At 64.0% G+C, this 20,413-nt stretch carries 17 protein-coding genes; 8 read left to right on the top strand and 9 right to left on the bottom strand.

Annotation, left to right across the window (positions count from 1 at the left end):
• Positions 1–5: 5 nt before the first annotated feature.
• The 5 genes from BSG08_RS02085 to BSG08_RS02065 all read right to left on the bottom strand — a co-directional run bounded on the left by BSG08_RS02085 (position 6) and on the right by BSG08_RS02065 (position 5,230).
• Entirely contained in the window at positions 6–1,976 is a 1,971-nt protein-coding gene (locus BSG08_RS02085) for a sensor histidine kinase (protein ID WP_093031230.1), read from the bottom strand.
• Positions 1,977–2,055: 79 nt separating this feature from the next.
• Complete coding sequence (locus BSG08_RS02080) at positions 2,056–3,072, bottom strand: Fe(3+) ABC transporter substrate-binding protein (protein ID WP_093031227.1); 1,017 nt, start codon at positions 3,070–3,072, stop codon at positions 2,056–2,058.
• 123 nt (positions 3,073–3,195) lie between these two features.
• A complete protein-coding gene (locus BSG08_RS02075) occupies positions 3,196–4,008 on the bottom strand; it encodes a metal ABC transporter permease (RefSeq protein ID WP_093031971.1) in 813 nt (270 codons plus the stop codon).
• Complete coding sequence (locus tag BSG08_RS02070) at positions 4,008–4,751, bottom strand: ATP-binding cassette domain-containing protein (protein WP_093031224.1); 744 nt, start codon at positions 4,749–4,751, stop codon at positions 4,008–4,010. Before BSG08_RS02070 ends, BSG08_RS02075 begins: the two co-directional genes overlap by 1 nt.
• A complete protein-coding gene (locus BSG08_RS02065; protein WP_093031221.1) occupies positions 4,742–5,230 on the bottom strand; it encodes a Fur family transcriptional regulator in 489 nt (162 codons plus the stop codon). The genes BSG08_RS02070 and BSG08_RS02065 overlap by 10 nt, the downstream gene beginning before the upstream one ends.
• Positions 5,231–5,329: 99 nt before the next feature.
• Here BSG08_RS02065 and BSG08_RS02060 point away from each other — a divergent pair, with 99 nt between their 5' ends.
• From BSG08_RS02060 to BSG08_RS02035, 6 genes are all read left to right on the top strand, one after another.
• Positions 5,330–6,388, top strand: a complete 1,059-nt coding sequence (locus BSG08_RS02060; RefSeq protein ID WP_093031968.1) for a zinc ABC transporter substrate-binding protein — start codon at positions 5,330–5,332, stop codon at positions 6,386–6,388.
• Between the two features lie 112 nt (positions 6,389–6,500).
• Positions 6,501–8,393: an acyl-CoA synthetase gene (locus BSG08_RS02055; RefSeq protein WP_093031219.1), complete on the top strand. Its 1,893-nt coding sequence runs from the start codon at positions 6,501–6,503 to the stop codon at positions 8,391–8,393.
• Positions 8,394–8,397: 4 nt separating this feature from the next.
• Positions 8,398–8,745: a cupin domain-containing protein gene (locus tag BSG08_RS02050; RefSeq protein WP_175544662.1), complete on the top strand. Its 348-nt coding sequence runs from the start codon at positions 8,398–8,400 to the stop codon at positions 8,743–8,745.
• A gap of 106 nt (positions 8,746–8,851) precedes the next feature.
• The gene (gene gpmI / locus BSG08_RS02045) at positions 8,852–10,366 is read left to right on the top strand and encodes a 2,3-bisphosphoglycerate-independent phosphoglycerate mutase (RefSeq protein WP_093031213.1); all 1,515 of its coding nucleotides are present in this window, start codon (positions 8,852–8,854) and stop codon (positions 10,364–10,366) included.
• The gene (locus tag BSG08_RS02040; protein WP_093031210.1) at positions 10,363–11,499 is read left to right on the top strand and encodes a murein hydrolase activator EnvC family protein; all 1,137 of its coding nucleotides are present in this window, start codon (positions 10,363–10,365) and stop codon (positions 11,497–11,499) included. Before gpmI ends, BSG08_RS02040 begins: the two co-directional genes overlap by 4 nt.
• Positions 11,500–11,502: 3 nt before the next feature.
• Positions 11,503–12,843, top strand: a complete 1,341-nt coding sequence (locus BSG08_RS02035) for a S41 family peptidase (RefSeq protein WP_093031207.1) — start codon at positions 11,503–11,505, stop codon at positions 12,841–12,843.
• A gap of 145 nt (positions 12,844–12,988) precedes the next feature.
• Here the strand turns inward: BSG08_RS02035 and ispG are convergent, their stop codons facing one another.
• The 3 genes from ispG to hemA form a co-directional block, all read right to left on the bottom strand.
• Positions 12,989–14,116, bottom strand: a complete 1,128-nt coding sequence (ispG, locus tag BSG08_RS02030) for a flavodoxin-dependent (E)-4-hydroxy-3-methylbut-2-enyl-diphosphate synthase (protein WP_093031204.1) — start codon at positions 14,114–14,116, stop codon at positions 12,989–12,991.
• 86 nt (positions 14,117–14,202) lie between these two features.
• Positions 14,203–15,447: a helix-turn-helix domain-containing protein gene (locus tag BSG08_RS02025; RefSeq protein ID WP_093031201.1), complete on the bottom strand. Its 1,245-nt coding sequence runs from the start codon at positions 15,445–15,447 to the stop codon at positions 14,203–14,205.
• A 114-nt stretch (positions 15,448–15,561) separates the two neighbouring features.
• Positions 15,562–16,785, bottom strand: a complete 1,224-nt coding sequence (gene hemA, locus BSG08_RS02020; protein WP_093031966.1) for a 5-aminolevulinate synthase — start codon at positions 16,783–16,785, stop codon at positions 15,562–15,564.
• Positions 16,786–17,017: 232 nt separating this feature from the next.
• Between hemA and BSG08_RS02015 the strand changes: the two genes are divergently transcribed.
• On the top strand, positions 17,018–18,394 hold the full coding sequence (locus BSG08_RS02015) for a M20/M25/M40 family metallo-hydrolase (RefSeq protein WP_093031199.1): 1,377 nt from the start codon (positions 17,018–17,020) through the stop codon (positions 18,392–18,394).
• Complete coding sequence (locus tag BSG08_RS02010; RefSeq protein ID WP_093031196.1) at positions 18,391–19,245, top strand: alpha/beta fold hydrolase; 855 nt, start codon at positions 18,391–18,393, stop codon at positions 19,243–19,245. The genes BSG08_RS02015 and BSG08_RS02010 overlap by 4 nt, the downstream gene beginning before the upstream one ends.
• 166 nt (positions 19,246–19,411) lie before the next feature.
• On the opposite strand, the gene BSG08_RS02005 is transcribed toward BSG08_RS02010, so the two are convergent.
• Positions 19,412–20,323, bottom strand: coding sequence for a LysR substrate-binding domain-containing protein (locus BSG08_RS02005; RefSeq protein WP_093031194.1), 912 nt, complete (start codon positions 20,321–20,323; stop codon positions 19,412–19,414).
• Positions 20,324–20,413 lie beyond the last annotated feature (90 nt).

The following is a 20,413-nucleotide window of genomic DNA, read 5'->3' as shown; positions in this document are numbered from 1 at the left end:
TGCCTCTATTGCTCAGGTGTCTGCGCCGGCAGCCAGACGGTGAACTCCGCCCCGCCCGCATCGCGGTTGCGCGCGGTGATGATGCCGCCTGCCTGGCGGATCAGGGTCTGGCTGACCGAGAGGCCCAGTCCGGTGCCCTCGCCCAGCTTGGTGGTGAAAAACGGATCGAACACCGCGCCCAGCTTGTCCTCGGGAATACCCGATCCGCTGTCTGCCACGATGAGCGCCGCCCCTGCCCGATCATCGCGCAGCGCCGGACCGATGGTAATATCCAGCCGCCCGCGCCGTTTCATGGCCTGCACCGCGTTGGTCACGAGATTGATGATCACCTGCTGCAACTCGCCGGGATTGATCCGCACCGGCGGCGTCTGCGGATCGGTCCTGATCCGCACCCGGATCCTGGCCCTGGAGATCACATGATCGACCAGAACCAGACAATCGCGCAGCACGGCGGCGATCTCGACATCTTCCTCGAAGCTGCCGAATTCGGTGGGGCGGGCGAATTGCAGCAGCTTGCTCACGATGGCGCTGATCCGCCCGACCTGCCGGTCGATCAGCCCCAGTTCGGTCTGCACCGGTGCCGCCGCATCGCCCAGAGTTTGGCGGATCACGTCGATATTGCCCTGAATGACGGCTGCCGGGTTGTTGATCTCATGTGCCACGCCCGCCGTGATTTCGCCGATCGAGGCCAGTTTCTCGGCCATGACCAGTTGCTGATAGGTGGATTCGAGCTTGGCATTGGCCTCGCGCAGTTCGGCTGTGCGCTCCTCCACACGAGTGTTCAACTCGTCGGCCCAGGCGCGCAGCGCGCGGTCGCGTTCCTGCACCTGATCGAGCAGGCTGTCGAGATGGGCGGCCACCGTGCCGATCTCGTCGCGTGATGCGACAGGGCCGATGCGCGCCCTGAGGTGACCCGCCTCGACCTGTTCCATGGTGCGCGTCATCCGCTCGAGCGGCGCAAAGATCGCCCGCGCCAGTCGCAGAAAGAGCGGCACGGTCAGCGCCAGCACCACCAGAAAGGCCGCGAGGGTCAGCAGATAGGCATTGCGCTTGGCGGCATCGAACGGCGCTTGCAGGAAACCCACGTAGAGCATGCCAACCCGCTCTCCGAAACTGTCGGTCAGCGGCTGATAGGCCGAGATATACCAGTCGTTGACCACGAACGCGCTGTCGAGCCAGACCTGCCCCCGGTCGAGGACAGTGTCGCGAACCGCCGCCGATACCCGTGTGCCAAGCGCCCGTTCACCCTCGAAGAGACGGACATTGGTCGAGATCCGCACATCTTCGAGAAAGAGCGTGGCGGTGCCCTGCCGTGCGCCCGGACCGCCGGTGTCGCGATAGACCAGCGCGTTGATCGTGTCGATGAAATCGAGATTGCGGTTGAGCAGGATCCCCCCCACCAGCACGCCCTCGTGGCCCGGTGTCGTGACCGGCGTGGCGGTATGCACGACCATGCCGCGATCCTCGGTGCTGCGGTGGGTGGGCACGGCTGCGCGGGTGGCGATGATCGCAACCCGCGCCCGCGCCGCCAGATCCGGACCGGTTTCGGGCAGGACGGCCAGATTGGCCGGGGAAAATATGTCGATCTCGGTGGCGTTGCCGCCGCGGACCGCGACGCCGATGACGGGCCATGTCTCGGCCAGTCCGACGGCCCTGGCCTGTGGCAGGAAATACAGGAAATCGAGTCCGTGGGCTCTGCGATGCTGCGCCAGGAACTCCGACACCGCAGCGGGCCGGTCGCGGATCACCTGATCGAACTGCCGCGATTGTGCAAGGCTTTGCACATCCTTGCCGGTGGTGGTCAGGATACGTTGCAGATACTGATCGGCGATGCGCAGATCGCTTTCGACATTGGTGATCAGCAGATTGTCGAAATTGGCCGACCAGCGATTGACCGCCAGCAACAGCAGCAGCGGCATCAGCACGACCAGCGGCAGCAGGGCAAGGATCAGCAGTCGCAGCCGGACGGATGTCATGAAAATGTCGGGTCCCCGTTGAGGAACCCGACCATAGGTCATTCACATGCGCCACGCAATAATGCGCGGCGATACCGGGTCAGTCCCAGCCGACCGCGTTGAAGATTGCCTGCGCCTTGGCGGCATTGGCGCCATAGGATGCGGTGGGTGTCGTGCTGTCGGGCTTGAACTCGCCCAGCTTGGCGGCGTGCTCGCCGATGTCGACCCCGGCCAGAACCGGGAATTCGTTGTTGGCATTGGCGAATTGCGCCTGCGCGGTTTCACTGGCGAGGAATTCCAGCAGGGCGAGCGCCTCATCCTTGTTGGGGGCATGGGTGGCGATGCCCGCCGCCACAAGGTTCATGTGAGCGCCGCGATCTTCCTGGTTCGGCCAGACCCAGCCAATGCCGTCGATGCCGCTGGTCAGACCGTCCACGTTACCGGCCAGGCCACGGGCATAATAGTAGGTGTTGGATACGGCGATGTCGCATTCACCCGACACGATGCCACGCAGCTGATCGGTGTCTCCACCCTCTGGCGCGCGCGCCATGTTGGCAACGATGCCCTGCGCCCATTCCATGGCCGCTTCCTCGCCATGAACCTCGATCATCGAGGCCAGAAGCGACTGGTTGTAGACATTGGTCGAAGACCGGATGCAGATCTGGCCCTTGTATTTAGGATCGGCCAATTCCTCGTAGGTCTGGGGCGGGTTCTCGACCCGGTCCCTGGAATAGAAGATGATGCGCGAGCGCTGCGACAGGCCGGTCCAGAGGTTGTCGGGATGACGCAGGTTCGCGGCCACGTTGGCCTCGATCAGGTCGGACTCGAAAGGCTGCAACAGACCCTCATTCACCGCGCGCGAGATGTTGCCCACGTCCACGGTCATGAACACGTCCGCCGGGCTGTTGGCGCCTTCAGCCTTCATGCGTTCGATCAGTTCCGCTTCCTTGCCCTCGATCCGGTTGATCTTGATGCCGGTTTCGCTGGTGAACGCATCGTAGAGCGCATCGTCGGAATCGTAGTGACGGCTGGAATAGAGGTTGACCTCCTGCGCAAAGGCCGGCGCGCTCAACGCCAGAAGGGCGGTCAGGCTCAGGGCAGCTTTGATCGGGTGCATCTGGGATCCTTTCAGGTTTCCGAGTGAATTCATAGGGTATTCCTCGGGTTTCCGACAAAAAGAGTCAATAGTAAATTCCGACAAAAAAGATCGGTTGTTTATCGTGCCGCTATCAGGCACGGTTCAGAGCGCAGAGGAGCCCTTGCGGCGGTGCAGGAGGCTATTGCCAATGGTAGTGGCGGCAAAGATCAGCGCCGCCACGCAGACGATGGTTGGCCCGGTCGGGGTGTCGAAATGAAACGACGCGCGCAACCCGCCAAGCGCCGAGGTGGCGGCAATGAGCGTCGCCATCACCGCCATCCGTTCGGGCGTGCTTGCGAGCGGCCGCGCGGCGGCGGCGGGCACGATCAGCATGGCCGCGATCAGCAGCACCCCCACCACCTTGATCGCCACCGCGACCACGACCGCCAGCGCCAGCGTCAGCACCAGTTGCTCGCGCCGGGGGTCGATCCCGGCGGACCATGCCAGATCGGGGCTGATCGTCGCGGTCAGCAATGTCTGCCAGCGCCACGCCAGAAGCCCCAGCACAAGCGCCGCACCGCCCCAGATCACCGCCAGATCGCCCCGGCTTACCGCGAGGATGTCGCCAAAGAGATAGGCCATCAGGTCAATCCGCACGCCGGTCAGGAACGAGACCGCCACCAGGCCAAAGGCCAGCGCGGAATGCGCCAGCACGCCCAGCATCGTGTCCATGGCAAAGCCGCGCCCCGAAAGCGTCGAGACAGTGGTGGCCATGATCAGCGACATCGCCAGCGCGCCGATGAAGATCGACATGGAGAAAGCCAGCGCCACCGCCACGCCCAGGATTGCCGCATGCGCCGTGGCATCGCCGAAATAGGCCATGCGCCGCCAGACCACGAAACTGCCAAGGGGGGCGGCGGCCAGCGCCACGCCAAGCCCCGCCAGCGCGGCACGGATCAGGAAATCGTCCAGCATCATTCGGCCGCCTCGTGACTGTGGTCATGGTCATTGTCATGCGCATGTGTGTGCTCGTGCCGGTAGAGCGCCAGCGCGCCCTGCGTGCCAGTGCCAAAGAGCGCACGATATTCTTCGGCCTGCGCCACGATCTCGGGCCGCCCCTCACAACAGACATGGCCGTTGAGACAGATCACCCGGTCAGAGGCGCTCATCACCACGTGCAACTCGTGGCTGACCATCAGCACGGCGCAGTTCAGCTCGCGCCGCACCTCCTCGATGCGCCGGTAAAAGGCAGCCGAGCCGGGCTGATCCAGCCCCTGCGTGGCCTCGTCGAGGATCAAAAGATCGGGTTTCTCCAGCAGCGCCCGCGCCAGCAGAACCCGCTGGAACTGCCCGCCCGAAAGATCGGCCATCTGCCGGTCGCGCAGGTCGGGCAGCCCGGCCTGCTCCAGCGCGGCGCGCAGGTCCGTCGCGGGGTGGCGGCGCGGCAGACCGAGAAAACGGGTGACCGTGATCGGCAATGTCGGGTCGATATGCAGCTGCTGCGGCACATAGCCGATGCGCAGCCCCGGCGCGCGGCGGACACTGCCCGCCGCCAGACCGACCGCACCGATCATCGCCCGCAGCAGCGTGGATTTGCCCGAGCCGTTGGGCCCGACGATGGTCACGATCTCGCCCCGGTCCAGCGTGAGGTTCACGTCGAACAGGACGGTTGCGCCGCCGAGCCTTACGCTCAGACCCTCGGTCTTGATCAGGCGCATGGGTGCGCGCCCTCACGGCATTGCGGGCAGAGCCCCACCGCCTCGACCACCGCCTGCTCGATGGAAAAACCGGTATCGATCGCCGCACGGCCCAGCATGCCCCTGGTGGGTTCGGCATGGGTCTCGGCCACCGAATCGCACAGGCGGCAGATCAGAAAGGCCGGAGTATGCTCCTGCCCCGGATGGGTGCAGGCGATAAAGGCGTTGAGCCGCTCGATCTTGTGCGCGAATCCGTGGCTGACCAGAAAGTCGAGCGCCCGGTAGACGACGGGCGGCTGCGATCCCAACCCCTCCCCGCGCAGCGTGTCGAGAATTTCATAGGCCCCCATCGCGCGGTGGCGCTCCAGCAGGATCTCCAGCACCCGGCGACGGACGGGCGTCAATTGCAGCTTGTGCTCCCGGCAATAGGTCTCGACCGCCGCAATGGCGGTCCGCACACATCGTTTGTGGTCATGCTGTTCAAAGCCGATCATGTCCATGGCGTTCCTCCGGGGGCGCGGCATTTGGGGTTGATATGTTATATAGTTACGTTTATCAAGCACCTCAACAATGTTATGATATCACATATGAGGGTCGTCATGCCGATACGTTTTCTTGCATCCTTGAGTGCCACGCTGGGGTTGGCCGGAACCGCCTTGGCCGATGTGCCGCAGGTGGCCACCGACATCGCTCCGGTGCATGCGCTGGTGGCGCGGGTGATGCAGGGCGCAGGGGAACCGGCGCTGATCGTGCCGCCCGGCGCCTCGCCGCATGGCTATGCCATGCGCCCCTCCGAAGCGGCGGCACTGCAACGCGCCGATCTGGTGGTCTGGATGGGCGAGGATCTGACACCCTGGCTGGAGGGCGCGATAGGGGCGCTGGCGGGCAAGGCGCATGTCATCGAATTGCTGGGGGTTGAGGGCACCCGGATTCTGCCATTCCGCGAGGGCGTGGCGTTCGCGGCGCATGATCATGACGCGGCGAATGAAGAGAATCGTGACCACGAGGATCATGCCGACAAGGAGCATGACCATGATGCGCATGACCATGATGCGCATGATCACAACGAACACGCACATGGTGACAAAGACCATGATGACCATTCGCACGACGCGCACGACCACGACCACGCCCATGATGGCGCTGACCCTCATGCCTGGCTCGACCCGGCGAACGCCCGTGCCTGGCTGGCCGTGATCGCCGGGGAACTGGCCGAACACGACCCCGCCAATGCCGCGCTCTACATGGCCAACGCCACCGCCGCGCAGGCCGAACTTGACGCGCTCTCCGCCGAGATCGCGGCACAGATCGCTCCCGTGCGGGGCAAACCGTTTCTGGTCTTTCACGACGCCTATCAGTATTTCGAGGCGGCCTTTGGAGTGAATGCCGCTGGTGCGATCGCCCTTGGCGATGCCGCCGATCCGGGACCGGCGCGGATTGCCCAACTGCGCGATCTGGCGCGGGATCAGAACATCGCCTGCGTTTTCTCCGAGCCGCAATTCGATCCCAAGCTGGTGCGCACGGTGTTTGGCGATGTGGTCGGGCACGGCGTGCTTGATCCTCTCGCGGGCGACGTTGACCCCGGTCCGGACCTCTATCCGACGCTGCTGCGCAACATGACCGCTGCGCTGACCGGATGCCTGGCCACCAACGGCTGAAACCTGCGTGAATACGTAGCGTAAAACTTGCGTCATCCCGGTTTCGCGCACATTCTGGCGCGTGAGGAAGAGAACCGCGCCAGAAGGCGGGCGATCAGGGGAGGACATACCGATGGGATTCACGTCGCGGCAGGATGCGCTTGAGATTCAGAACGAAATGCCATGGGAGGCGCGCGAGAAACCGGCCACGCTTTATCAGATGCTGAGCCATACCGCGCGCACCTTTCCCAACCGGCCCGCGATCAGCTATCAGTTGCTGTCCGGCGCCACCGAAAAGGCGCAGACCCTGACATGGCAGCAATTCCATGACCAATGCTGTCAGGCGGCCAACCTGTTTCGCAGTCTCAAGATCGACGAGGGCGACGTGGTGGCCCTGGTCCTGCCCAATTGCCTCGAGACCGCGGCAGCCACCATCGGCGGCGCGATTGCGGGGATCGTGAACCCGATCAATCCGTTGCTGGAGCCCGAACAGATCGCCGCCATCCTGCGCGAGACCGGGGCCAAGGTGGTGGTCACGCTCAAGGCGTTTCCGAAAACCGACATCGCGCAGAAAACCGCCGAGGCGGTGCGCCACGCGCCTAATGTCCATACGGTGCTGGAGATCGACCTCAATCGCTATCTCAGCCCGCCCAAGAGCTGGATCGTGCCGCTGGTGCGCCCCAGGAATCCGACCGGCCACCATGCCGATCTGCGCGACTATAACAAGGCGGTGGCGGCGCAGAAGACGACGCTGGAATTCCCCGACAGCGCGGGCGACCGGGTTGCGGCCTATTTTCACACCGGCGGCACCACCGGCATGCCCAAGGTCGCGCAGCACAAGTATTCCGGCATGATCTACAACGGCTGGCTGGGTCACAGTCTGCTCTTTACCGAGGCGGACAACGTGATGTGCCCGCTGCCGCTGTTTCATGTCTTTGCCTGTCACGTGATCCTGATGGCGATGATCAAATCGGGGGCGCATGTGATCTTTCCCACCCCGGCGGGCTATCGCGGCGAGGGGGTTTTCGACAATTTCTGGAAGCTGTGCGAGCGTTGGCGGATCAGTTTCATCATCACCGTGCCCACCGCCGTCTCGGCGCTGATGCAGCGCAAGGTCGATGCCGATCTGTCGACCGTCAAGAATGCCTTTTCGGGTTCCGCCCCGATGCCGCTGGAACTGTTCAACCGGTTCGAATCGGCCACCGGCATCGCGGTCATCGAAGGCTATGGCCTGACCGAGGCGACGTGCCTTGTCTCTGCCAACCCGCCCGAGGGGACCAAGAAGGTGGGATCGGTCGGCGTGCCGTTCCCCTACACGGACGTGCGCATCTACAAGACCGATGCCGATGGACAGCCGGTGGAATGCGCGGTGGACGAGGTGGGCGAGATCTGCATTTCGAACCCCGGTGTTTTCGCGGGCAACACCTATACAGAGGCCGACAAGAACAAGGACCTCTATCACCATGAGGTCTATCTGCGTACCGGCGACCTGGGGCGGCTGGATGGCGACGGGTATCTCTGGATCACGGGGCGGGCCAAGGATCTGATCATCCGTGGCGGCCATAACATCGACCCCGCAGAGATCGAAGAGGCGCTTATGGCGCATCACGACGTGGCCATGGCCGGTGCAATCGGTCAGCCTGACGCGCATTCGGGCGAAATGCCCTGTGCCTATGTCGAACTGGTCGCGGGCGGCACGGTGACGGGCGAGGAATTGCTGGAACATTGCAAGGTGCATGTGCATGAGCGCGCGGCGATCCCGAAATATGTCGAGGTGCTGCCGGAACTGCCGAAAACCGCTGTCGGCAAGGTGTTCAAGCCCGATCTGCGCAAGCGCGCGATCACCCGCATCTACAATGCCGCGCTGGAAGAGGCCGGTATCGCCGCGCGGGTGAGCGAGGTCGTGGACGACAAGAAGCGCGGCCTTGTGGCGCGGATCACCCGCACCGGGACGGTGGACGAAGCGGCTCTGGGCCATGTTCTGGGCCGCTTCACCCGGCCCTGGGAATGGGCCGGGGCGGTGTAGCGCGATGCGGTTTCGTCTGTGCCCCGATCCCGCAACGATGGACCCGTCTGACCTGACGGCCCCCGGCGCCTTTACCACCGCTGACCGGACCGAGCGGAATTTCACCGCCTTTGCCACCGAGGACGAGGCCGTGCTCTCGGGAGTCTGGGAATGCGCGCCCTGCCGCGAGGAAATCGCGGCCTGGCCCGTGCATGAAATGATGACGGTGATTTCCGGTGCGCTGACTCTCACCCATCCCGACGGGCGGGTCGAGACATTCGGCGCAGGCGACAGCCTGTTCATCCCCAAGGGCGTCCCGGTGATCTGGGAGATCACCGAGACGCTGCGCAAGTTCTACATGATCGTGACCTGAGCGGCGGAAACTGTCCGCTGCCGGAGTGGGCAGGGTTTGCGGCAAACCGCTTCACCCCGGACGCGCAACGCGCTAGAAGGCGGACATGTCAACCTGCGGAGAAAGCATGCCCAAGCCCGTCGCCTTGTGTATCCTCGATGGCTGGGGCCTCAGTGACAGCCCTGTGGCGAACGCACCGCATCTGGCGAACACGCCGGTTTTCGACGGGCTGATGGCATCCTGCCCCCATGCGACACTGATCACCCACGGCCCCGATGTGGGGCTGCCGCGTGGGCAGATGGGCAATTCCGAGGTCGGCCATACCAATATCGGCGCGGGCCGGGTCGTGGCGATGGATCTGGGCCAGATCGACCTTGCGATCGAAGATGGGTCTTTCCTCGAGAACAGGGAATTTCAGGACTTCATCGCAACCCTTCAGAAAACCGGCGGGCGGGCGCATCTGCTGGGTCTGGTGTCGGATGGTGGCGTACACGGGCATCTCAACCATATGGCGGCGGCGGCCCGCGCCATCACGCAAGCAGGTGTTCCGGTGCTGCTGCACGCGCTCACCGACGGTCGCGACGTGGCCCCGAAATCGGCGAGGGAATACCTTGAAAAACTAAGCAAAACAAAGCCTGTAGAGGCCAAAATTGCCACCGTGGTCGGGCGCTATTTCGCGATGGACCGCGACAATCGCTGGTCCCGCGTGCAAGAGGCCTATGAGGCGATTGTCATGGGTCGCGGTCTGCGCTGCGCGGATCCGCAGATGGCGGTGACCAATGCCTATGCGCGGTCCGAGACGGACGAGTTCATCACCGCGACGGTGATCGGCGACTATGCCGGTGCGCGCGACGGCGACGGCGTATTCTGCCTCAACTTTCGGGCCGACCGGGCACGGGAAATCCTGCAGGCGATTGCCGATCCGGACTTTTCCGCCTTTGAGCGCGGCACGCCGCCGCATTGGGCGGCGCGTCTGGGCATGGTGGAATATTCGGATGCGCATAATGCGTGGTTCGCCACGGTCTTTCCCTCCCGCGATATCGTAAACACGCTGGGCGCCTGGGTCGCCAGGCACGGGCTGCGTCAGTTCCACCTTGCCGAGACCGAGAAATACCCGCATGTCACCTTTTTCCTCAACGGCGGCAAGGAAGAACCCGAGACCGGCGAAGAGCGCTATATGGCCGCCTCGCCCGATGTGGCGACCTATGACCTGCAACCCGAGATGTCCGCCGCCGAAGTCACCGATCAGTTCGTGGCGGCGATCCGGGCAGGCTATGACCTGATCGTGGTAAATTACGCCAACCCGGACATGGTGGGCCATACCGGCGATCTCAGGGCGGCGATGACCGCCTGCGAGGCCGTGGATCAGGGGTTGGGACGTGTTCTGGACGCGCTGAAAGAGGCCGGCGGCACGATGATCGTGACGGCGGATCATGGCAATTGCGAGCTAATGGTCGATCCCGAGACCGGCGGGCCGCATACTGCCCACACGCTCAACCCGGTGCCCGTCATCCTCGTGGGCGGACCAGAGGGTGCAGGGCTGCGTCCGGGCGGCCGCCTCGCCGATCTGGCACCTACCGTGCTGGCGCTTATGGGCCTTGAAAGGCCGCCGGAAATGACCGGGGAAAGCCTGCTGGAATGAAGCCGGGCGCGGCGCTCATAACCCTGGCGTTGTTGCTGGCAAGTCCCGCGTCGGCGCAGACCCCGGCCGACCCGACCGAGGCGGCCCGCGAGGCGTCGCTGCGGCTGAGTCGCGCGGCTGACGCCCTGTCCGAGGCAACGGGCGCGCAGAACCGCATCAGGGCGCTGGCCGAAGTGATCACCGCCTTTGAGCAGGGGCTGGAGGCGATGCGCGCCGGGCTGCGCGGGGTGGCAGGCCGCGAACAGGCGCTGAGCGCGGAACTGCGCGCCCGCGAAGACGAGGTTGCCCGCCTTCTGGGCGTCCTGCAGCGGATCGGTCAGACATCCGGACCGCTGGTCCTCCTGCATCCGACCGGGGCGCTGGATACCGCGCGCGCCGGTATGATCCTGTCCGAGGTGGCCCCGGCGCTCGATATGCGCGCGGAGGATCTGCGCCGCGACCTGCAGGAACTGACTGATCTTCGCCGCTTGCAGCAAAGCGCCATAAATACGATGCAAAGGGGGCTGGAGGGGATCCAGCAGGCGCGCACGTCGCTGAGCGAGGCAATGGCCGAGCGCACCGATCTGCCGCGCCGCTTTACCGAGGATCCGGTGCGAACCGCGCTGCTGATCGCCTCGACCGAAACGCTCGCGGCCTTTGCCGACGGGCTGAGCGAGATTGCGGTGAATGAGGCCCCCGGCAGTCTGCCGGACATCAGCGGGCGCAAGGGGGATCTGCCGATGCCGGCCGAGGGTCTGATCCTGCGTCGCGCGGGTGAGGTGGACGCGGCGGGAATCACCCGACCGGGCATCGTTCTGGCCACCCGCCCGCGCGCCCTGGTGACAACTCCGGCTGCGGCGACAGTGCGCTATCGCGGTCCCTTGCTCGACTACGGAAATGTGATCATTCTGGAACCGCAGTCCGGGATTCTGCTGGTGTTCGCCGGCCTCGATGTTGTTTATGGTCAGGCAGGCGAGGTATTGCCCGGCGGCAGCCCGGTTGGCCTGATGGGCGGGAGCGACGGCGACCTGCTGATCACCGCCGATGCGCAGGATACGGGTGCCCAAAGAACCGAGACGCTCTATATTGAAGTGCGGCAAGACAATTCTCCAGTGGACCCGCTCGCGTGGTTCAAGACCGACAAGGAAGAGTGACATATGAAAAAATTTCTGATGGCCGCTACGGTTGGCGTTCTGACCGGCACTCTGCTGACGACGCAGGTAGCGGCGCCGCTGCTGGCGCAGGAGGCGAGCAAATCGAGCAATGTGTACGAACAGCTTGATCTCTTTGGCGACATCTTCGAGCGGATTCGCGCGCAATATGTGGAAGAGGTGGATACCAAGGATCTGATCGAGGCGGCGATCAACGGCATGCTGACCTCGCTTGATCCGCATTCCAGCTATCTGTCGCCCGATGACGCCGAGAACATGCAGGTTCAGACCCGTGGCGAATTCGGCGGTCTTGGCATTGAGGTCACGCAGGAGGACGGTTTCGTCAAGGTGGTCTCGCCGATGGACGGCACGCCCGCCGATCAGGCCGGGATCGAGGCGGGCGATTTCATCACCCATGTGGATGGCGAGAGCGTGCTGGGCCTGACGCTGGATGAGGCTGTGGATCTGATGCGCGGCCCGGTGGGCAGCGAGATCGTGATCACCGTGGTGCGCGAGGGCACGCCGGAACCGTTCGATGTGTCGATCATCCGCGACACGATCAAGCTGACCGCCGTGCGCGCCCGCACCGAACAGAATGCCGTGGTGCTGCGCGTGACCACCTTCAACGACCAGACCTATGCCAATCTTGCAAGCAGCCTGGCCGAAAAGGTCGAGGAACTGGGCGGCGAGGACAAGGTGAGCGGCATCGTTCTGGACCTGCGCAACAATCCCGGCGGGTTGCTGACGCAGGCGATCAAGGTGTCGGATGCCTTCCTCGACAAGGGCGAGATCGTCAGCACCCGTGGCCGCAATCCGCAGGATGGCGAGCGCTTCAACGCGACCGAGGGTGATCTGGCCAATGGCAAACCCATCGTGGTGCTGATCAACGGCGGGTCGGCCAGCGCGTCCGAGATCGTGGCCGGGGCCTTGCAGGATCACCACCGGGCGATCGTTGTGGGCACCAAGAGTTTCGGCAAGGGGTCGGTGCAGACGGTGATGCCGCTGCGCGGCAATGGCGCGATGCGGCTGACCACCTCGCGCTACTACACGCCCTCGGGGCGCTCGATCCAGGCGCTTGGGGTCAGCCCCGATATCGTCGTGGAACAGCCCCGCCGCAATCCGGTGAGCGAAGAGGATGAGAATGCCGCAAGCCCGCCCAGCCGGTCCGAGGCCGATCTGCGCGGACGGCTGAACAACGACAGCCTGAGCGAGGACGAGATCAAGCAGATCGAACAGGACCGCGCCCGCGCCGAAGCAGCCGCCAAACTGCGCGAGGAGGATTACCAACTGGCCTATGCGATCGACATCCTGCGCGGCCTGGCGGTTATGGGCGGCAGCCAGAACTGAGCCCCGCCGGCCTGAAATGCTCTCCCCGCCCGTGCATCACGGGCGGGGTTTCTTCTGTCCGGGAACGTGATGTACCCCTGCGGTCGGAACCCGCTACAGCCGCCTTTTCGTGCCGGAGAACCGCCAGGAACCTCGCCCCCGGTCCTCACTCCGCCGCCTGCGCAGCCCCTTCCGCCTCGATCTCGGCGGCGCGCTTTTCCACCTGCTCGACGATGTGGTCGATCATCTGCGCATTATCCATCCGGTGGCTTTGCTTGCCCGCGAGATAGACCATCCCGTTGCCCGCACCGCCGCCGGTGAATCCCACATCGGTCATCAGCGCCTCGCCGGGGCCATTGACCACGCAGCCGATAATGCTGAGGCTCATCGGTGTCTTGATATGCTCCAGCCGCTTTTCCAGCGCCTCGACCGTGCGGATCACGTCAAAGCCCTGTCGCGCGCAGGACGGGCAGGAAATGATATTGACGCCGCGATGCCGCAGCCCCAGCGATTTTAGGATTTCGAAACCGACCTTGACTTCCTCCACCGGATCGGCGCTCAGGCTCACCCGGATCGTGTCGCCAATCCCCATCCACAAGAGATTGCCCAGACCGATCGCGCTCTTGATCGTGCCGGACATCAGCCCGCCCGCCTCGGTGATGCCCAGATGGATCGGGGCATCGGTGGCCTCGGCCAGTTGCTGATAGGCCGCCGCCGCCATGAACACGTCCGACGCCTTCACGCTGATCTTGAACTCGTGGAAATCGTTGTCCTGCAGGATGCGGATATGTTCCAGACCGCTTTCGACCATCGCATCGGGGCAAGGCTCGCCGTATTTCTCCAGCAGATGCTTTTCCAGCGATCCGGCATTGACTCCGATGCGCATCGAACAGCCGTGATCGCGCGCTGCCGCGATCACCTCGCGCACACGCGCCTCGGATCCGATGTTGCCGGGGTTGATCCGCAGGCACGCCGCCCCCGCTTCTGCCGCCTCGATGCCGCGCCTGTAGTGGAAATGAATGTCCGCGACGATGGGCACCGGGCTTTCGCGCACGATTTCCTTCAGCGCGCGGGCAGAGGCCTCATCCGGTACCGAGACGCGCACGATATCCGCCCCCGCCTCTGCCGCCGCCTGCACCTGTGCCACCGTGCCCGCAACATCGGTGGTCAGCGTGTTGGTCATGGTCTGCACTGAAATCGGCGCGTCGCCCCCCACGGGGACGTTGCCCACCATGATCTGTCGGCTCTTGCGACGATAGATATTGCGCCACGGGCGGATATGGTTCAGCGACATCGCGTCTTGCCCCGTTCGATCTGGAAATGGCTGTTACCGCCTAGATAATACGATAACCGCTCCGGGGCAATCGCGCCTGCGGTGGCTCAGTCCTGCGTGGCGCCGGGAACTGCCTGAAGCTCGGCCACATAGCGCATCAGGTCCTGATCCGCCTCGATATCGGCCAGTTCATAACGCCCGGTCAGCGCCTCCGGTGTCATCGCCAGATTGGACGTGACCGAACCGCGCGCGCCCGCCGGTCCGTAATGCTTTCCGTTCACGGCAAAATAGACCGCACCGGATTCACCCACCCGCAACATCGCGGGCTCTTCGGTCGCGGGCACGTCGTAATCGTCCCCGGCGTTCAGGATGCCCTCGAAAATCACGCTTCCATCAGCAGCTTGCACCCGAACCCAGGCCGGTCGCACCGCAACCAGCCGCACATCGGGCATGTCATTTTCCACCACCTGCGCCACCTGCGTCTGCGCCGGGGGGACGCTCTGGTCGGTATCAATCACCCGCCCGGCCTGCGCAATACCGCTGTCGCGATCCGCCCGAGGTGTTCCGGGACTGAGCGTGCCCACCTCGCGCGGATCCAGGGTCGAGATCGGCGCATCACGCGCCACCATCACCGGCACGTCCAGCGCCTTGGGTCGGTAAAGGCGGTTCAGGCGCTCGTCACGCGGCGGTTGAAACACGCCCGATGCAGTATCCTCGCCCGTGCCGGAATCACCCACCGGAGCGGTGGCGCTCACCAGCGGATCCAGATCGGCCAGCACGATGGGCGTATTCTCGACCGGGGCGAGCTGTACCTGCTGCACCTGCCGCAGCACGCTCCACCCGCCATAACCGATCGCGCCGATCAGTGCCACCAGCACCAGCGCTGAACCTATGGCGCCGGGTTCGATCCGGGCCAGAAAACTCTCGCTTGCAGGAAGAAACGGCGTATTGGGCGTCAGCAGTGGATCGCCCATCGACGCCTTGCGCCGCACCGCAGCACCGGACTTGCGGATCGAGGACGCCTCCTCCGACATGCCATGCGCGATCGAAAATCCCGATTCCGCGCAGAATGACTTGAATGCCTGATCGGGATCCATGCCCAGATAACGCGCATAGGACCGCACATAGCCGGGAATGAAACCGGGGGTGTCAAAGGCTGCGGGATCGGCGTTTTCGATGGCCGCCACATAAGCGGCCTTGATCCTCAGATCGCGTTCTACATCCAGAAGGGATTTGCCAAGCGTCGCACGCTCGCCGCGCATCACATCGCCAAGACGCAACTCATAGGCGTCAAAGCCGCGGGCTTCGACCTCTTCAACTTCGGCCTTGCGCGAAAATCGCCGCCCGATCATGCGACCCTGCCTCTTCTTACACCTGTCCTCTCGCACAAACCTCCCGATTCGAGCGATGTCCTTTTGTTTCGTTAACTGTAACACAAGGCAAGGTTTAATGCACGCGCAGAGCGATCATCCGGCGAGTTCGGCGCGATTCAGCGCACAATGACTCCACAAATCATCCATTGCCCGCACCAGCGCGTCCATTTCATCGGGTCCATGCACCGGCGAAGGCGTGAAACGCAGCCGTTCGGTGCCGCGTGGCACGGTCGGGAAATTGATCGGCTGAACGTAGATTCCATAGCCTTCCAGCAGCATGTCGCTCAGCTTTTTGGTGTGTACCGGATCGCCCACGATCACCGGCACGATGTGGCTGCCGTGGTCGATCAACGGCAGGCCCAGCCCCTTCAGACGAGTCTTGAGGATCCTGGCCTGCGTCTGATGCTGCGTCCGCAATTCGTTGTCACCCTTGAGATGCGCGACGCTCGCCGCCGCGCCGGCTGCAACCGCAGGTGGCAGCGAGGTGGTAAAGATAAAGCCCGGCGCATAGGACCGGATCGCGTCGCACATCCTGGCGCTCGCCGCGATATAGCCGCCCATCACGCCATAAGCCTTGGCCAGCGTGCCGTTGATGATATCCACCCGGTGCATCAGCCGGTCGCGCTCGGCCACACCGCCGCCACGGGGTCCGTACACGCCCACCGCATGCACCTCGTCGAGATAGGTCAGCGCCCCGAACTCATCGGCCAGATCGCAGATCGCCGCAATCGGGCCGAAATCGCCGTCCATTGAATAGACGCTTTCAAAGGCAATCAGCTTGGGCGCGTCCGGATCATCCGCCGCCATCAACTCGCGCAGATGTTCCAGATCGTTATGCCGGAATATCCGCTTGGCCCCGCCATTGCGGCGCACCCCCTCGATCATGCTGGCATGGTTCAGCGCATCCGAATAGATGATGAGACCGGGAAACAGCCTGGGCAGCGTGCTGAGCGTCGCGTCATTAGCGATATAGGCAGAGGTGAACAGCAACGCCGCCTCCTTGCCATGCAGATCGGCCAGTTCCGCCTCCAGCCGCTTGTGATAGACCGTGGTGCCGGAAATGTTGCGCGTGCCGCCCGATCCGGCGCCGGTGGCGTCGATCGCCTCATGCATGGCCCGCAGCACGACCGGATGCTGACCCATGCCCAGATAATCATTGCCGCACCAGACCGTGATCGGCCGCTCGCTGCCATCCGGCCGCCGCCAGATCGCATGCGGAAAATTGCCGTTACGGCGCTCGATATCAATAAAGGTGCGGTAACGCCCCTCCTGATGCAGACGGTCAATCGCCTGATCCAGCTTTGCAACGTAATCCAACGGCAGTTCCTTCCCGATCGTCACCGAGCAACGGCCAGGGCCGTCTTTCGGGTCTTTGCAGCGCGCGCGCACCACCTATTCAATATTAAGAATGGTTATAGAATCCACCCCATGCAAGCAACAGGTTACAAATTGCCGCTCCCCCCGACCTTGATCTGGGTCAAGTCTCTGGACAGCGCCGCCCGGCCTGTTACGCTCGCCTCAAACCATAATCCAGACCCGAAGGCCAGCCATGTCCCTTTCCGCCATTCTCGCCCGCATTGACGACCAGTTGCCCACCGCTCTCGACCGGCTCACGGGGCTGTTGCGCATCCCTTCGATCTCGACCGATCCGGCCTATGCCGCGCAATGCGACGCCGCTGCCGATTGGCTTGTCACGGATCTGCAAAGCCTTGGTATTAAGGCACAAAAGCGCAGAACGCCGGGCCGGCCCATGGTCGTGGGCCATGCTGACGGCCCCGGCCCGCACCTGCTGTTCTACGGCCATTACGACGTTCAGCCGGTGGATCCGCTTAACCTCTGGCACACCGATCCCTTCGCGCCGGAACTGCAGGACACCGATCAGGGCAAGGTGATCCGCGCGCGCGGCGCCTCGGATGACAAGGGCCAGCTGATGACCTTCGTCGAGGCCTGCCGCGCTTACAAGGATGTGAACGGCGCGCTGCCCTGCAAGATCACATTTTTCTTCGAGGGCGAGGAAGAATCAGGGTCTCCCTCGCTCATCCCCTTCATGAAGGACAACGCCGCCGAACTCGGCGCGGACCTCGCCCTGATCTGCGATACCTCGATGGTCGCCCCCGGCGTGCCCTCCATCGCCTCGCAACTGCGCGGCATGCTCAAGGACGAATTCACCATCCACGGCCCCCGCATCGACCTGCATTCCGGCCATTACGGCGGCCCCGCGCTCAACCCGCTCAGGGAAATCTCGCGCATCATCGCCTCGTTCCACGACGCTGAGGGTCGCGTCGCCGTCGACGGCTTTTACGAGGGCGTCCACGAAGTGCCCGACGACTTGCTGCGGCAATGGGAAAACTGCGGCTTTGACGAGCACGACTACCTCTCATCGGTGGGCATGACGCAGCCGCATGGCGAGAGGGGCTATTCCACCCTCGTCCAGCAATGGGCGCGCCCGACGCTGGAAATCAACGGCCTCTGGGGCGGCTATCAGGGTGCGGGCACCAAGACCGTGATCCCCGCCGAGGCGCATTGCAAGATCACCTGCCGCCTCGTCGGCGACATGGACCCCGACGCGCTGCGCGTGAAAATCCGCAAACATGTCGAGGACCGGTTGTCGCCGGATGCAAAGATCACCTGGAATCAGGATCTCGACGGCTCGCCTGCGGCGGTCATGAACATCAACCGCCCCGAATTCGAGGCCGCCCGCCAGGCGCTTTCGGATGAATGGAACCGCGAGGCGGTGTTTACCGGCATGGGCGGCTCGATCCCCATCGCGGGTTACTTCAAGGAAATCCTCGGCCTCGACGCCATGCTGATCGGTTTCGCGCAAGAGGATGACGCCATCCACTCGCCCAACGAGAAATACAACGTCCAGAGCTTTCACAAGGGCATCCGCAGCTGGGCGCGGGTGCTGGACGCGCTTGCGAAATGATCCCCGGCTTCTCCGACCACACCACCCCCACCCTCGCCTGCAGCATCGGTGGGGACGGCCCGCCGCTGCTGCTGCTGCACGGCTTCCCGCAGACCCGCGCCATGTGGGCGCATATCGCGCCCGCCCTTGCCGAAACCCATAGCGTCATCTGCCCCGATCTGCCCGGCTATGGCGCCTCGGCCAAGCCGCCGGACCCCGCCGCCTACAGCTTTCGCGCGATGGCCCGGGAAATGACCGCGCTCATGGACAGCCTCGGCCACGAGACATTCCATCTCGCAGGCCACGACCGGGGCGCGCGCGTGGCGCACCGCCTCGCGCTCGACAATCCCGACCGGGTGCAAAGCCTGACGCTGATGGACATCATCCCCACCCATACCCTGCTTTCAGACCTGCGCTGGCAGGTGGCGAAATCCTACTACCACTGGTTCTTTCTCGCCCAGCCCGCCCCCTTCCCCGAGCGCATGATCGCCGCCGACCCGGACGCCTATTACGAATCCTGCCTGCTCGGCTGGGGCGGCGCACGACTGACGGATTTCGACGCGGACCAACTCGCCCGGTATCGCGCCGCATGGCGCGACCCCGACACGATCCGCGGCATGTGCAACGACTACCGCGCCACGCTCAGCCACGATATGGCTGACGACAGCGCCGACGCCGATGCGCGCATCACCTGCCCCGCACTCATCCTCTATGGCGAGACCGGCGCCATGGCGCGGCACTACGACGTATCCGCCACATGGGCGCCCAAATGCGCGCACATGCAGGCACAGCCGATCCCAGGCGGACATTTCTTCCCCGACACCGCCCCGGCGCAGACCCTCGCGGCGCTCAGCGGCTTTCTGCATGAATAGGCTTCTTCTTGGGTAGATACCCTTGTCGTTCCTGGAAGCATTTAAACTTTGTGTGTTTTCTTTGTGTGTGTGTCGCCTCCAGCAGGAATGAAGGCGCTCATGGATGACATGGGCATGCTGGAGCAGACACGAGCATAGTGATGAAACACCAGCTCGCGTGCGCCTTTCATAAAGGGGTACCGAGGCGACGCGGCGCAGTCCCATCCGCAGCCACCTCGGCAAATATCCAGTCGTGGAATTCCCGGATCATCGGGTCGTCCGCGCGGGCTTCGGGGCACGCCAGAGAATAGATCACGATCGGCATGGTGACGGTGTCGAACAGCCGCACCAGGCGCCCCTCGGCCAAGGTGTCGCGCACCAGTGCGTTATATGCCAGCGCCACCCCTTGGCCGCGTTCTGCCGCCGTCGTGGCCAGTTCGCAATTGGGCAGCACCGGTCCACGCGGCATAGCAGGCGGCGATATTCCAGCAGCACCAAACCATTCAGCCCAGGCATCCTGCACCTCGTCATGCATCAGCGTGACCCGCAGCAGATCTTCCGGTGTGCGGATGTTTTCGCGCCGCTGCAGAGCCGGGCTGGCGACCGGATAGCGGTTTGATGTCATCAGCACGTCGGTGCGGACCCCGGCGATCGGACTATCAGACCACTGGATCACCACATCGGCGTCATTGCTGGCAAAATCAGTCGAAGGCGCGCCGGTCGAAACCCTCAGCCGCACGCGGTCGGCAAAATCTAACCGGTCGAGCCGGGGCACCAGCCAGCGTGCGGCGAAACCCGGGGTGCAAAGCAGACGGAACGGTCGACTGCCGGCCTCGCGCACCGCCCGCGTGCTTTCGTCAAATGTATCGAGAAGGTCGGTCAGCTTGCCGGCATAGCCGCGCCCGGTCAGGGTCAACACCAGCCGGTTGCCCTGACGCTCGAAAAGCGCGGTATCCAGATAGGTCTCAAGGGCGCGGATCTGATGGCTTATCGCTGAAGGTGACAGACATAGCTCGTCGGCGGCCTGCTTGAAGCTCAGATGCCGGGCAGCGGCCTCAAAGGCCCGCACGGCCGAGAAGGATGGCAGTTTGCGCGCCATCGCATGAATTCCTTTCATCCGGGCATGAATAACCGCCTTTTGCCCGCATTCTCGCAGCAGCCTATGCTTGCATTATAACGCAATCAATCC

This window comes from Roseovarius azorensis (genome assembly GCF_900109455.1).
In the GTDB taxonomy this organism is placed as follows: Bacteria; Pseudomonadota; Alphaproteobacteria; order Rhodobacterales; family Rhodobacteraceae; genus Roseovarius; species Roseovarius azorensis.
The sequence above is the reverse complement of the archived record's forward strand: the minus strand, read 5'-3'. Positions and strand labels throughout refer to the sequence as shown.